Origin of the sequence: Pseudomonas sp. R3-18-08, from assembly GCF_003852065.1 — a bacterium.
GTDB lineage: Bacteria > Pseudomonadota > Gammaproteobacteria > Pseudomonadales > Pseudomonadaceae > Aquipseudomonas.
This window is the reverse complement of sequence record NZ_CP027729.1, coordinates 2,867,748-2,880,218: the sequence shown is the minus strand read 5'-3', so window position 1 is coordinate 2,880,218 and position 12,471 is coordinate 2,867,748. Positions and strand designations below refer to the sequence as shown.

Below are 12,471 nucleotides of genomic sequence, written 5' to 3'. Positions count from 1 at the left end.
CTCCCACAGGGGCCCCCCACTTCGATCTGATTCATTGAAAGGTACCTTTATGCAAAAACCTGAAAACGACCAGCCAGTGAAAGTGGACACGCTTTCGTGGGGCCATGGCCCTCACCTGTTTGAAGTTTTTCTTGAGCCCACCTGCCCCTATTCCGTCAAGGCGTTCCTCAAATTCGATGCGCTCCTCGCAGAGGCCGGCGAAGACCGGATCACGTTGATCATTCGCCTGCAGTCCCAGCCCTGGCATATGTTTTCAGGCGTCATCATCCGGTGCATCCTTGCCGCGGCGACGCTTGAGGGCGGCAAAAAAAATGCCAAGGGCGTCATGGCCGCTGTCGCAGCGCACCGGAGGGAATTCGAATTCGACAATCACGCTGAAGGCCCCAATCTGGACGTAACGCCCAGAGACATCATTGAGCGCCTTGAGCGTTATAGTGGCGTCAAACTGGCAGAGGCTTTCGCAACTCCAACCCTGGATCAGGCCATCAAATGGCAGTCCAAGTATGCTCGACAGAACGGCGTCCACGTTTCGCCCACGTTCATGATCAACGGGATTATCCGGCCGAACATGAGCAGTGGTGACCCGGTGTCCTCCTGGATCGAGCAACTCAACTGAGCGCTACGCTGTCGTACGTCCTTAGGGATTATTACCCGCCGATTCGACTATCACATCCCAAGGGGCCGGTACCGGGAACACTTCTTGTAGGAAGTCTACAAATACCTTCACGTTTGGATTGCCTCTGCGGCTTTCGGGCCAGAGAGCGGTGATGACGAATCTGTCTACCGCATATTCGGGAAACACCGGTACCAACTCCCCCCTAAGCACAAAAGGCGCAGCAACATAAGTCGGAGAGATACCAATACCGCCGCCTGCGGCGAGCGTCACCGCGACCGCATCGCTCACATCAATAGTCATGGTGGCGTCGGGAGTGATCTCGACAACGCGCTCCCCCACCTGGAAGGGCCAGCGTAGCGCCTGTCCCGAACTCTGATAACGGAAATTGATGCAATCATGATTGACCAGATCATCGATGTTGCGCGGTTTGCCCTTTCTGGCGAGATAGCCGGGCGATGCGAAGGTGCAAATTCGGTGTGGGCCGAGAGGCTTGGAAACCAGCCTGGAGTCAGCCAGGTTGCCGACCCTGATGGCGACATCTATCCCCTGCTCGATAATGTCGGCGAATTGATCGCCAAGCCGCAAGTCCACCGCCAGTTTCGGGTAACGCTCACGGAATGCCGGGAGCGCAGGAGCAAGAATGTTGACGCCGATGGGAAGCGGTGCGGTTACTTTCAGAGTGCCTGACGGCTCGCCTCTCGACGCTACCGCAGTCTGCTCAATGTCCTCGATTTCCCGGATCACCCGCAATGCACGCTCGTACAGTTCACGTCCCTCGGGAGTCAGGGTCAGCGAGCGGGTGGTGCGACTGAAGAGGCGCAGACCTAAATGCTCTTCCAGGCGCTGAACGCTTTTGCTGACGGCCGAGGGTGACACGGAGAGATCCCGTGCAGCGGCTGTATAGCTGCCCAGCGAGGCCGTGCGAGCAAACGCAATAAGGCCTGTCAGGCGGTCCAATCCAATTTGTGCTTTCATGGCACAATAGTAACCACTTGAACCCCTATTATCAACTTTGAAGGTTGCGCATAGGCTGTCCTCACAGCATCAATTCGATGCCTAGAGGAGCCAACAGCGATGATTGATATTTCCAACCCAGGCCATAGCAACGTACGCCCACACCCCCTTCTGGGTCAAATCGTGGTAGTCGTGGGCGGCACATCGGGAATCGGCCTTTCAGCTGCAATTCAGGCCAAGGCGTCTGGTGCAAAGGTCTTCGTGATCGGCTCCAACCCAGACCGGGCACAGCAAGCCGCCAATACCCACGAGCTGGATGGCTGGCGTGCCGCTGATGTCACTAAGCCCGAACAAATCCAGGCCGCTCTGGCCGATATCCCAAAGGTTGATCACCTGGTGCTGCTGGCCGGTACGTTCGTCGCCGGCAAAGTGCTCGAAGCGGATGTGGCGTATTTGCAACGCGCTTTCGACGAGCGAATCTGGGCCTCGGTATATGCCTTGAGAGCGCTTGGTAATCGCCTTGCCAAAGACGGCTCCGTCACCTTTATTTCCGGTGCGCTCGCAGATAGACCCAATGCGCACGGCACGGCGGTGCTCGCCGCTGCATCAGCTGCCATGGAGGCATTCGCCCGCGGCCTGGCCCTCGAATTGGCGCCTATTCGGGTCAACACCCTGTCTCCAGGCCCTATCGATACGCCGATCCTCGCGAAAGCCATGGGCGATGCGCGCGATGGCTTTGTCGCTGCACTGGAGAAAACCTTGCCTCTGCACCGTCTGGGCACTGCCGACGAAGCGGCCGCGGCAGTGGTTTTCCTGATGAGCAACGGTTTCATGAACGGCGCCACGATCAACGTCGATGGCGGCGCACGCCTGGTTTAAACCTGACAATTTCGTCAACACAAAGGAGATCCACATGGCCACACTGTTCGAGTCTCTGCGTCTGGGCGCCATGACATTACCCAACCGCATCATCATGGCCCCAATGACTCGGGCCAGGGGAACGCAGAACCACGTCCCTACCCCGATCATGGTCGACTACTATGCCCAACGTGCGACGGCGGGGCTTATCATCAGCGAGGCGATCGGCATCAGCCAGCAAGGCCTGGGATGGGCCTATGCAACCGGTATCTGGTCCGCTGAGCAAATTGCCGGCTGGCGACTGGTTACCGACGCAGTGCACGCTGGCGGTGGTCGAATAATCGCTCAACTGTGGCACATGGGCCGGGTGGTACATCCCAGCTTCCTTGATGGTGCACAACCCATAGGTCCCTCGGTGACGACAGCACCTGGACTGGCCCATACCTACGCAGGGAAACAACCCTACTCCCAAGCTCGAGCGCTACCGCTCGAGGAGATCCCGTCACTGATTGCCGATTTCGCCCAGGCAGGCAGGAATGCGTTGCTGGCGGGGTTTGATGGCGTCCAGATTCACGCCGCCAACGGATACCTGATCGATCAGTTTTTACGCGACAGCGGCAACTTTCGCACCGACGCCTATGGAGGCTCAATTGAGAACAGGGTCAGGCTGCTCAAGGAAGTGACGCAAGCGGTCGCGGGAGTCGTTGGAGCAGATCGGACGGGTGTTCGATTAACCCCCAGCAGTCATGACCAGGGCGTGAGGGACAGTAATCCTGTGCCTTTGTTTACCCATGCCGCTGACGTGTTATCCGAGATCGGTGTCGCCCATCTCGAGCTTCGCGAGCCGCCGGCTGATGGGAGTTTTGGCGTCTCGGAATACCCTCCAAGCGCAGCCATTATTCGTAATGTCTTCAAAGGCACGCTTATCCTCAACTCAGATTACGATTCGGCTCGGGCCAAGGCCGTTGTGGAAGCGGGTATTGCCGATGCCGTGGCGTTCGGACGACCATTTATCGCTAATCCCCAGCTGCCAGAGGTACTTCGCCGTCGCTTGCCATTGAGGCAGGAGGATCGTTCGACGTGGTTCAGCCAAGGGAAGGAAGGCTACACCGACTATCCCGGGCTTTCTGTCCAGTCAGGTTGAAGCAGCCAGGTGTTGGCACAATAAAGACTGGCGCACGCCTAGGCGTGCGTCATCAATAGCGATTCACATTTATCTTTCAAGTACGCATAAAGCAAACGAATCGCCGGGGTAAACTGTTTCCTGTGCGGGCAAACGAAACTCAAAGGGTAAAGCTCACCTGGAACCTCAGGTAGTAATACTTCCAAGTGACCGGCACTGACATCTTCACAAACATCCATCCATGATTTGTACAAAATCCCCTCTCCCGCGATGGCGCATCGTCGAATGACGTCTGCGTCATCGCTTAAAACCGGGCCGTTTACAATAACGAAGTCACTCTCCGGCAACTTGGGAAATATCCATCTGTCGTAGAGTTTTCCATTCATATGGAAACGAAGACACGCATGAGCCTTAAGATCTTCCACGGACTTGGGCCGCCCGTGCAGCGCTATATAAGCCGGCGATGCAGCCAGTACGCGGCGATTGTCAGGTACTAAAGGCAACGAGATAAAGTCGGCGTTTTGTACTGTGCCATACCTGACGGCTACGTCTATCGGATCGCGAAAGATGTCCGAGACGCTATCGGACAACATCACCCGAAGCACCAGACCAGGGTTGTCTCGTCGAAAATCGATCAGCCAGGGAAGCAACACATTTCTCCCGAAATCTGAGGCACTGGCGATCTGCAAGACGCCATGGAGTTTACGATCATCCTGTTGTAACCCGGCTCGCCCCTCACTGAGCGTATTCAAAACCTCCCGAGCGTAAGGCAGATAACGTTCGCCTTCGGCTGTTAGGCGCAGACTTCGTGTTGATCTCGCAAACAGGCGCGTATCAAGTTCACACTCCAAGCGCTTGATAGCGGCGCTGATTTGAGCAGGAAAGAGATCCATTTCCCTAGCCACGACGGAGAAACTGTCAACGGTTGCCACACGCACAAAAATGGCTAGGTCATTAAATCTGATCATTACTGCGCTCTCTTAATATGAAACCCATAGACATTTAATTAAAAGGCCATATAAGACGGCAGAAGAAAAATAGGCATTCCACGTGAGGCATAATTTTTTGATCATTCCCCTGAATCAATTCATGTGCATTAACCGCATACCCGAGGCTGCGTACTACGTCGTCACCGCCTGAACGCGCATTCCACCTCTGGACGCCAAGCGCTTTGCAGGGTTGATCAACAGTGGTCGAGCGCTACTTGAAGAATAACTTTCATCCTTCAATCACATGCTTAGGCGTCTAAATTAGGGGTTTCGGGGAGCCAGGGAAATGCGATCAGATGGAATTTCAGACATGCCGCGGTGGCACAAATGGGCTTGGTCACCGGTCCTGCCCGCCGCAGACGGTGTAAGCTATCAATCAGCAATGCCTGCGCCGCGTCAAACGCTTCGGTCAGCGCGGCATTCACCGCTTGTTCGACCAGGCATTGTGGGTGGTCGGTCGATAAACCGATGGCAAACAGCGAAGACGAGCCCAGCGCCTGATGGATGTCCAGCAGAGTCATTTCTGCCAGCGTTTTTGCCAGCGTCCACCCTCCCCTGTGGGCCTTTTCCGAGCGCACATAACCTTCCTTTTTCAACAGTGCCATGGTCCGCCGAACCACCACCGGATTGGTGCCGAGCATCTGCGCGATGGTGTCGGACGTGGCCGGTTGGTCGTGGCGCGCCATGTGGAACAGCACATGCAGCATGCGCGACCGCCGCGTGTCATTTCTAAAGCAAAAAAGCCCGGCTGATGAGGCCGGGCTTTTCGTCGAGTCTTACGTTGGAACCATGCATTCAGACTGCACGGCGTTCGAACAGACGTTCTGCGCCATCTTCGGCAACCAAGTTGCCTTTCAAACGATCCGAACCATCCTCTGCGACGGCATCGCTGAACAGCGGATCGGTTTGCGTAGCAGCGGCGACCGCATCGCTGAACAGACGATCCGAGCCGCCTTCAGCGACCACAGGTTGGGCAGCAGTCGCTGCGAAAGCATTCAGCGCGAAGATCGAGAAAGCGATGCCGAGGATGGTTTGGCGTTTCATTATCATGTGCTCCGTGGAGTGGTTTGGAATTGAGCCGATCTTACACCGCGGTGCTGATATGAGAACTTCATTGAGTTAATGGTTGTTATTGATCCGATTAATGACTGGGCAGTTTACAGAATCGCTCCGTGTCGCATCCGCACCTCCTGAACCACGCCCGCAACTATCCTCTAAGCACTCTCCACCCCATCAACACGCAACACCGGCGCCTTCTGCCGAGATACCAAAGCCTCGTGCCAAACTCGATTGCGTCCTGAAAAATTGGGATCGTCGTGCGTCGGCGTCACGACGAATACAATCAGATCGACATGAGCAATCAGCGCTTCTCCCCACCCCATACATGAGCCGCTCAGCACCCAATCTGCGTCAGCGATTTTTTTGCTGGATCAGCGCCACGTGTTCTTCGGCAGGTCGCTTGGTGGTGAAAGGAGGATTGGTCGGCATCCAGAAAAAATCATTTACATCGACATGCCGTACACCGAGCAGCGTTGCGAGGTTTAGCCCTAGTTTGGTGACGCCCGCACACGAGGCACCTGTGATGTACATCCGCATTTTTTCCTCCATGAATATGAGCCGATTTTGAGGTCGGCGAGATATCGCATACCTCGCCTCATCGCCGCCCCTAGCGTTCGCAAAACCCTCAAAGCATCCGTTCAATGGCAGAATCTCCTCAACTTGATCGTTTTGGAGACCAGCATGCTTCGTGTATTTGAACGAAGACTCGACCCCTTCCCGCCTGACGAAGTGCCACCGCCGCCCGCTGGCCTGGCCCGGTTCCTATGGGCCTGCACGCGCGGCGCTCGCGGTTATATCCTGGCGCTGGCGCTGCTGAGTGCCGGTGTGTCGATCTACGAAGCGTGGCTGTTTTCGTTTCTGGGGCAAATCGTCGACCTGCTCTCGACCTGGCAGGCCGGCGGTGAAGCGGCGGCGCAGGAAAGCCGCGTGTTGTGGGGCATGGGCATTGTCATGGTGACCAGCGTCGGGCTGGTGGCGTTGCGCACGATGGTGCAGCACCAGGTATTGGCGATCAACTTGCCGTTGCGGCTGCGCTGGGATTTCCATCGCCTGATGCTGCGACAAAGCCTCTCGTTTTTTTCCGATGAATTCTCCGGTCGCGTCACCACCAAAGTCATGCAGACTGCGCTGGCCGTGCGCGACGTGCTGTTCACAATGATCGAGATCCTGCCTGGGATCGGCGTGTATTTCATCGCGATCATCGCGCTGGCCGGCGGCTTCGCGCTGAAGCTGATCCTGCCCTTCATGGCCTGGTTCGTGTTGTTCGGCCTGGCCATGTGGTATTTCGTGCCGCGTCTGGGCAAAGTCGGCCAGGAGCAGGCCAACGCACGGTCGATGATGACCGGGCGAATTTCGGACGCTTACACCAACATCACCACGGTGAAACTGTTTTCCCACTCCAATCGCGAAGCGCATTTCGCGCGTGCGGCGATGGAGGATTTCAAGCAAACCGGTTTCCGCCAGATGCGCCTGGTCAGCCAGTTCGAGATCGTCAATCAGGCACTGGTAGTGGCGTTGATCATGTCGGCGGGCGGCTATGCGTTGTGGCTCTGGCATGACGGTGCGGTCGGCGCGGGTGCCGTGGCGGCGATCACTGCGATGGCGTTGCGGATCAACGGCATGTCGAACTGGATCATGTGGCAAATGACTTCGCTGTTCGAAAGCATCGGCACCGCCCAGGATGGCATGGCGACGCTGACCCTGGGCACCAAAGTGCAGGACGCGCCGGATGCGGGCACGCTGCGAACCACCGGCGGCGCGGTGACTTTCAACAATGTCAGCTTCAACTACAACGGCGAGCGCCAAGTGCTCAGCGGCCTCAACCTGAACATCCGTCCTGGCGAAAAAATCGGCCTGGTCGGACGCTCCGGTGCGGGTAAATCCACGCTGATCAACCTGCTGCTGCGTTTCTATGACGTCGACAGCGGCGAGATTTGCATCGACGGCCAAAACATCGCAAAAGTGACGCAAGACAGCCTGCGCGCCTCAATCGGCATGGTCACGCAGGATACGTCCCTGCTGCACCGTTCGATCCGCGACAACATTGCCTACGGCCGACCCGACGCGACCGACGAACAAATCCGCAGCGCCGCCGCCAATGCACAGGCCGACGAGTTCATCAGCCAACTCAGCGACCGCCAAGGTCATAGCGGCTACGACACCTTGGTCGGTGAGCGCGGCATCAAGTTGTCGGGCGGCCAACGCCAGCGCGTGGCAATTGCCCGGGTCATGCTCAAAAACGCCCCGATCCTGCTGCTCGACGAAGCCACCAGCGCGCTGGACTCGGAAGTCGAAGTCGCGATCCAGGAAAGCCTCGATGAGATGATGCAAGGCAAAACCGTCATCGCCATCGCCCATCGACTGTCGACGATTGCCGCCATGGACCGGCTCATCGTGATGGATGACGGGCGCATTATCGAACAGGGAACCCACAGTGAACTGCTGGCAAAGAATGGCGTTTATGCGCGGCTTTGGCAGCACCAGAGCGGTGGTTTTCTGGGCGAGGACAAAGGTGTGATTGAGGCGTTGGATCAGGTGTGAACGGTGGAGTGCGGCGAGCGATGCCGTCCACTGAGCATCGATCCAGTTAGAAAACTGCTCCTTCGATATGGTGGACCTTCGGTTCTTCAGAAAAATAGTCCTCCAGGCCCAGCATGAACATCTGATGGTCATCACTCGCCTCGAAGCCCGGCGAGTGATCTTCAAGTGAAGCCCAGCGCACTATCAGGTTGAAATGCTCGGGGGTTTCGATTCCTTGCGCGAGCAAGTGGCCGCCGTAACCCTTCGCGCGGGTGAGCAACGGCGCGACCTCGGCGAAGGCACTTTTGAATTGTTCAATACGTTCTTTGTGTACGGGAAGCAGAGCAATTTCATAAATCATGGCATTTCCTCTGATACGACTTAGACGGCTGAAAATAGGCGCTCAGGAAATAAGCGATGGCTCAACTGCAATCGCGATTTTGCCTTGAAGGCCGTTCTCGGGACTTTCCAACCGAGCATGGGCCAGGCCGATATCGGCCAGCGAATAGACCGCGCCAACGTGTGGGCGCAACTGACCGCGAGCCACCAACGTGCTCAGCTCATCAAGCTTGCCGCGGTTTTGTCGGGTGAAGACGAAGTGATAACTGGCGTTCTTGCCCCAGGCCTGAACGAGGTTTTGCGGCTGCGCGATGTCGACAATCGAGACCACACGGCCCAGTTGAGCCAGCGCATCCGGGCTGCGCGACAGGGTGTCGCCGCCTATGGTGTCGAACACCACATCCACGCCTTGGCCGCCGGTTTCGCGCAGGATGGCGTCGACGTAATCTTCCTTTTTGTAGTCGATAAGCACATCGGCACCCATGCTACGGGCGAACTCAAAGTTTGCTTCGCGCACGGTGGTGAAGACCCGCGCGCCAATGGCTTTTGCGACCTGGATCGCTACATGACCCACGCCTCCCGCGCCGCCGTGTATCAGAATGCTTTCCCCTACCCTGAGCGCCGCTCGCACGGTCAGTGCTTCCCACACCGTGCCGCCAACCAGAGTCAGACTTGCCGCCTCAAGATGGCTCAGCGATGGCGGTTTGTGGCCGATGATGCTTTCGGCCGCAACGTGGTACTCGGCATAACTGCCTGGCCCGTCGAATATTTGCGGGGTGTACCAGACTTCGTCCCCCGGAGCGAAGCCCGTCACCCCCGGCCCGACTTCTTCGACAACGCCCGAAACGTCATGTCCGGTAATCGCCGGCAGTGGCACCAGGTCAGCGTAATCGCCGCGCCGAACCTGAAAATCCAAGGGGTTGATGGAGGTTGCGTGTACCCGCACCAAGACCTGTCCCACACCCGGCACTGGCTTGGGTACGTCGCAGAGTTCGAACGATTCCGGGCCGCCAAATGATTTGAGTAGCATCGCTTTCATTTTGAAATCCTCGTATCGATAAAAAGGAATATCGAGATATCTCGATATGGTGCGCTAAAAAATTACAGATCTTTCCCGATCAACTCGGCAAGGGCACTGATAGATGCTTCATTGCGTTTGTAGTACGTCCACTGACCGATGCGCCTGACTTCAACCAGGCCCACTCGTTGCAGGGTTGCCAGATAACCCGACACCGTAGACTGCGACAGCCCGATACCCTCCTGGATACTGCTGACGCAGACACCCACCGTGAAAACGTCACCCTCATCCTGCGCAGGGAAATTGTTCACGGGGTCCTTCAAGCCTTTCAGGATTTGAAGGCGTACCGGATTTGAGAGTGCTTTGAATATTTCGAGTAAGTCCATAGCTCGGATGATATCGAGATTTTCCGATATATCAATACCCGATTTCCCTTCGCGACCGACGGCTCACATTCTGCTGAACAGACCTCTCCAGTTGCTGCGAGAGGAGATGAAGACTCGCAATGTCTGTGGCCAGACATCGATCAACCAGCTCTTCATCCCCCACTCAGATCAGCCGGCGGTGGCTGGCACTGGCGCATTGAGCAACTGCTGCTCCCACAGATACGCGATACCGCTACCGGCAGCATGCTGCAGCAGCACATCGGTCAGCGCACCGGCGGTTTCCTCCCGAGCCCAGTCACGTTGCCACTCTGCAGCGAGAGCGAGCCAAGTCATCATGTTCGCGCCCGCCGCAATCATGCGCTGGATCGCCACTTGATGGGCCTCGACCGAAACCGCGCCGGATGCGTCAGTGATCACCGTTACATCCCAACCTTCGCCGAGTGCCTGGATCACCGGCATGGCGACGCAGACTTCGGTCCACAGACCCGCGATAACCAGTTGCTTGCGGCCCGTCGCTTTTACCGCGTCCACCACCTTCTGGTCTTCCCAGGTGTTGATCAGCGTCCGATCAATCACCTCTTGGCCGGGAAAAACATCGAGGATTTGCGGAAAGATGAAACCGCCCCGCTCGGCGATCACGCTGGTCAAGATGGTGGGTACGTTGAACGCCTTGGCTGCCTTCGCCAACGCTGTCGCATTGTTGACCACCATTTGCGGCTCATGGCTGTTCAGATTAGTGAGCTGGAAAGGCTGGTGGTCGATCAGAACGAGTACCGAATCTTCAGGACGAAGAAGCGATGTAAGGCCGTTACGAAAAGTCATTAGTAGATCCCGTGTTGTCGTTATCAATTGGATTGGTAATGAGCGGCATACGCCAGTGCCGACGCTGCCTGCGAACAACACTGTGCTGTTTCGATGCTTAATCCGGTAGTGTTGCCAAGTGTTTGGCTGTGTCGCGAAATGAGGAACACCGTTTGGATATCGAAGAGCTTCAGACATTCGTAGAGGTTGCTGACGCGGGAGGCGTTTCGCCTGCCGCAGCCCGGCTGGGCGTGTCCAAGTCAATCGTCAGTCGCAGGCTGGCGCGATTGGAAGCGCAGCTTGGCGTGCAGTTGCTGACACGCTCGACTCGCGGCGCGGCGCTGACTGAGGCCGGCGCGACCTTTCGCGACTATGCAGCGAGGGTCTGCTCAGAAATGGAGTCAGCCAGGGAAGCGATCCTGCCTGCCGGAGCGCTGCAGGGTCGTTTACGAGTGGCCGCGCCGCTTTCTTTTGGCCCGACTCACTTCGCCCCCGTACTGGCGGAAATGGCCGTGCGCCACCCGCAACTTCAGATCCAGACCTGCTACAGCGACCGCTTCGTTGACCTCATCGCCGAAGGTTACGACTGCGCGATCCGCGTCGGCTACCTTCAGGATTCCAACCTGATCGCAAGACGCATCGGCCCGATCAACGGCAAGCTGGTCGCGAGTCCGGGCTATATCAAGGCTTATGGTTCACCCGAGAAACCTGAGGAGATAGCCGCCCATCAAGCCCTGATGCAAAGCACCGAAGCTTGGCAATTCATGGATGGCGACAAGATCGTCGCCATTCGCCCGCAAGGACGCTTCAAGGCTGACAACGGCATCGCGCTAGTCGCCGCCGCAGTCGCAGGACTCGGGGTCGCGTACCTGCCCGATTGTCTAACGTATGACAGCCTGGCATCCGGCGCACTGGTGCCGATCATGACGCGTTATCCACCACCGCCAGCGGGTGCTTACTTAGTCCGCCCGGCCGGTCAGCATCCTGCGCAGAAGATCCGGGTTTTTGCGCAATTGTTGATCGAGTATTTCGGGAAATCTCCGTATTTTGCGGGAGATGTTGCTGTTTGATTGGGGGAGGTGTTTGAGTGAGTGGCTGCCTGCTGTGCTGAGCGCTTGTTGTTGACCAAGATAGGCACTGAGGTAAAATCGCCACCCCAAAAAATCAGCTTGCATAGCGAGAAGGAGCTTCGATGCAACGGGTGATGATAGTTGGTCAACCTGGGGCGGGCAAAAGCACTTTGGCGCGTGAGCTTGGCCAGCGCACGGGGCTACCGGTTGTTCATATCGACACTATCCACTGGCAGCCAGGGTGGATCGAAAGAAGCCGGGACGAGAAGACGCAGCTTTGTCTCGAAGTAGAGGCCCGAGATTGCTGGATATTCGAAGGTGGCCATTCAGCCACGTGGGATAACCGGCTGGCACGTGCAGATCTTTTGATTTGGATTGACCGATCTGCAACGCTTCGATTCATGCGCGTACTGCGCAGAACGCTGCTCCAACGTGGTCAATCTCGGCCTGACTTGCCGCAGAACTGCCCCGAACTGCTGGCCAACCTGCCGGAGTTTTTTAGATTCATGTGGCGGACGAAAAAAACAGCGCGAGCCAAGATGCAGCAACTTGTGGCAACAGCGCCATCAGATTGCCGCGTTGTTCGCCTGCGGTCTAATCGGGATATCGGCATTTTTCTCGCGAGCATTGGAAGTTCGACCGTCCAGGCCCCGCGAGATTGATCGACGGTTGATTGATTTAAAAAAGGCAAAGGCACGACTTCCCTTTCTGGGGATGGACCGTGCGATATCGCTCACG

Annotated in this window: 13 protein-coding genes and 2 pseudogenes; 6 read left to right on the top strand and 9 right to left on the bottom strand. The window is 57.0% G+C overall.

Annotated elements, in window-relative coordinates; translation table 11 throughout:
* Window positions 1–49 precede the first annotated feature (49 nt).
* Window positions 50–616, top strand: coding sequence for a thioredoxin domain-containing protein (locus C4J92_RS13160; RefSeq protein ID WP_164487533.1), 567 nt, complete (start codon window positions 50–52; stop codon window positions 614–616).
* Between the two features lie 21 nt (window positions 617–637).
* On the opposite strand, the gene C4J92_RS13155 is transcribed toward C4J92_RS13160, so the two are convergent.
* Entirely contained in the window at window positions 638–1,591 is a 954-nt protein-coding gene (locus C4J92_RS13155) for a LysR family transcriptional regulator (RefSeq protein WP_124404148.1), read from the bottom strand.
* Window positions 1,592–1,690: 99 nt separating this feature from the next.
* Here C4J92_RS13155 and C4J92_RS13150 point away from each other — a divergent pair, with 99 nt between their 5' ends.
* Together C4J92_RS13150 and C4J92_RS13145 are read left to right on the top strand one after the other, a co-directional pair.
* A complete protein-coding gene (locus tag C4J92_RS13150) occupies window positions 1,691–2,449 on the top strand; it encodes an SDR family oxidoreductase (protein WP_124404147.1) in 759 nt (252 codons plus the stop codon).
* Window positions 2,450–2,483: 34 nt separating this feature from the next.
* On the top strand, window positions 2,484–3,572 hold the full coding sequence (locus C4J92_RS13145) for an alkene reductase (RefSeq protein WP_124404146.1): 1,089 nt from the start codon (window positions 2,484–2,486) through the stop codon (window positions 3,570–3,572).
* Window positions 3,573–3,610: 38 nt separating this feature from the next.
* On the opposite strand, the gene C4J92_RS13140 is transcribed toward C4J92_RS13145, so the two are convergent.
* The 4 genes and pseudogenes from C4J92_RS13140 to C4J92_RS13125 form a co-directional block, all read right to left on the bottom strand.
* Window positions 3,611–4,519, bottom strand: a complete 909-nt coding sequence (locus C4J92_RS13140; protein ID WP_124404145.1) for a LysR family transcriptional regulator — start codon at window positions 4,517–4,519, stop codon at window positions 3,611–3,613.
* Between the two features lie 269 nt (window positions 4,520–4,788).
* Window positions 4,789–5,271, bottom strand: a pseudogene (locus C4J92_RS13135) (Rrf2 family transcriptional regulator); the annotation flags it as partial.
* A 64-nt stretch (window positions 5,272–5,335) separates the two neighbouring features.
* Window positions 5,336–5,584: a hypothetical protein gene (locus C4J92_RS13130; protein WP_124404144.1), complete on the bottom strand. Its 249-nt coding sequence runs from the start codon at window positions 5,582–5,584 to the stop codon at window positions 5,336–5,338.
* 170 nt (window positions 5,585–5,754) lie between these two features.
* Window positions 5,755–6,136: pseudogene (locus C4J92_RS13125) on the bottom strand (adenylate kinase).
* A gap of 144 nt (window positions 6,137–6,280) precedes the next feature.
* On the opposite strand from C4J92_RS13125, the gene C4J92_RS13120 reads away from it, so the two are divergent.
* Window positions 6,281–8,140, top strand: coding sequence for an ABC transporter ATP-binding protein (locus C4J92_RS13120; RefSeq protein WP_124404143.1), 1,860 nt, complete (start codon window positions 6,281–6,283; stop codon window positions 8,138–8,140).
* A gap of 46 nt (window positions 8,141–8,186) precedes the next feature.
* On the opposite strand, the gene C4J92_RS13115 is transcribed toward C4J92_RS13120, so the two are convergent.
* From C4J92_RS13115 to C4J92_RS13100, 4 genes are all read right to left on the bottom strand, one after another.
* Window positions 8,187–8,480 carry an antibiotic biosynthesis monooxygenase gene (locus tag C4J92_RS13115; RefSeq protein WP_124404142.1) on the bottom strand — a complete coding sequence of 98 codons (294 nt, stop codon included), beginning with the start codon at window positions 8,478–8,480 and terminating at the stop codon, window positions 8,187–8,189.
* 42 nt (window positions 8,481–8,522) lie between these two features.
* A complete protein-coding gene (locus C4J92_RS13110) occupies window positions 8,523–9,497 on the bottom strand; it encodes a zinc-dependent alcohol dehydrogenase family protein (protein ID WP_124362795.1) in 975 nt (324 codons plus the stop codon).
* Between the two features lie 62 nt (window positions 9,498–9,559).
* On the bottom strand, window positions 9,560–9,862 hold the full coding sequence (locus C4J92_RS13105; protein WP_124404141.1) for a helix-turn-helix transcriptional regulator: 303 nt from the start codon (window positions 9,860–9,862) through the stop codon (window positions 9,560–9,562).
* 168 nt (window positions 9,863–10,030) lie between these two features.
* Window positions 10,031–10,684, bottom strand: coding sequence for a hydrolase (locus C4J92_RS13100; protein ID WP_124404140.1), 654 nt, complete (start codon window positions 10,682–10,684; stop codon window positions 10,031–10,033).
* A gap of 152 nt (window positions 10,685–10,836) precedes the next feature.
* Here C4J92_RS13100 and C4J92_RS13095 point away from each other — a divergent pair, with 152 nt between their 5' ends.
* Both C4J92_RS13095 and C4J92_RS13090 read left to right on the top strand, forming a co-directional pair.
* Complete coding sequence (locus C4J92_RS13095) at window positions 10,837–11,733, top strand: LysR family transcriptional regulator (protein ID WP_124404139.1); 897 nt, start codon at window positions 10,837–10,839, stop codon at window positions 11,731–11,733.
* A 122-nt stretch (window positions 11,734–11,855) separates the two neighbouring features.
* Window positions 11,856–12,395 carry an AAA family ATPase gene (locus C4J92_RS13090; protein WP_124404138.1) on the top strand — a complete coding sequence of 180 codons (540 nt, stop codon included), beginning with the start codon at window positions 11,856–11,858 and terminating at the stop codon, window positions 12,393–12,395.
* Window positions 12,396–12,471 lie beyond the last annotated feature (76 nt).

What these genes read in the sequence shown, in the direction of transcription:
- C4J92_RS13160 (WP_164487533.1), top strand. Translation starts at nt 50, where the DNA reads ATGCAAAAACCTGAAAACGACCAGCCAGTGAAAGTGGACACGCTTTCG.
- C4J92_RS13155 (WP_124404148.1), bottom strand. Translation starts at nt 1,591, where the DNA reads ATGAAAGCACAAATTGGATTGGACCGCCTGACAGGCCTTATTGCGTTT.
- C4J92_RS13150 (WP_124404147.1), top strand. Translation starts at nt 1,691, where the DNA reads ATGATTGATATTTCCAACCCAGGCCATAGCAACGTACGCCCACACCCC.
- C4J92_RS13145 (WP_124404146.1), top strand. Translation starts at nt 2,484, where the DNA reads ATGGCCACACTGTTCGAGTCTCTGCGTCTGGGCGCCATGACATTACCC.
- C4J92_RS13140 (WP_124404145.1), bottom strand. Translation starts at nt 4,519, where the DNA reads ATGATCAGATTTAATGACCTAGCCATTTTTGTGCGTGTGGCAACCGTT.
- C4J92_RS13130 (WP_124404144.1), bottom strand. Translation starts at nt 5,584, where the DNA reads ATGAAACGCCAAACCATCCTCGGCATCGCTTTCTCGATCTTCGCGCTG.
- C4J92_RS13120 (WP_124404143.1), top strand. Translation starts at nt 6,281, where the DNA reads ATGCTTCGTGTATTTGAACGAAGACTCGACCCCTTCCCGCCTGACGAA.
- C4J92_RS13115 (WP_124404142.1), bottom strand. Translation starts at nt 8,480, where the DNA reads ATGATTTATGAAATTGCTCTGCTTCCCGTACACAAAGAACGTATTGAA.
- C4J92_RS13110 (WP_124362795.1), bottom strand. Translation starts at nt 9,497, where the DNA reads ATGAAAGCGATGCTACTCAAATCATTTGGCGGCCCGGAATCGTTCGAA.
- C4J92_RS13105 (WP_124404141.1), bottom strand. Translation starts at nt 9,862, where the DNA reads ATGGACTTACTCGAAATATTCAAAGCACTCTCAAATCCGGTACGCCTT.
- C4J92_RS13100 (WP_124404140.1), bottom strand. Translation starts at nt 10,684, where the DNA reads ATGACTTTTCGTAACGGCCTTACATCGCTTCTTCGTCCTGAAGATTCG.
- C4J92_RS13090 (WP_124404138.1), top strand. Translation starts at nt 11,856, where the DNA reads ATGCAACGGGTGATGATAGTTGGTCAACCTGGGGCGGGCAAAAGCACT.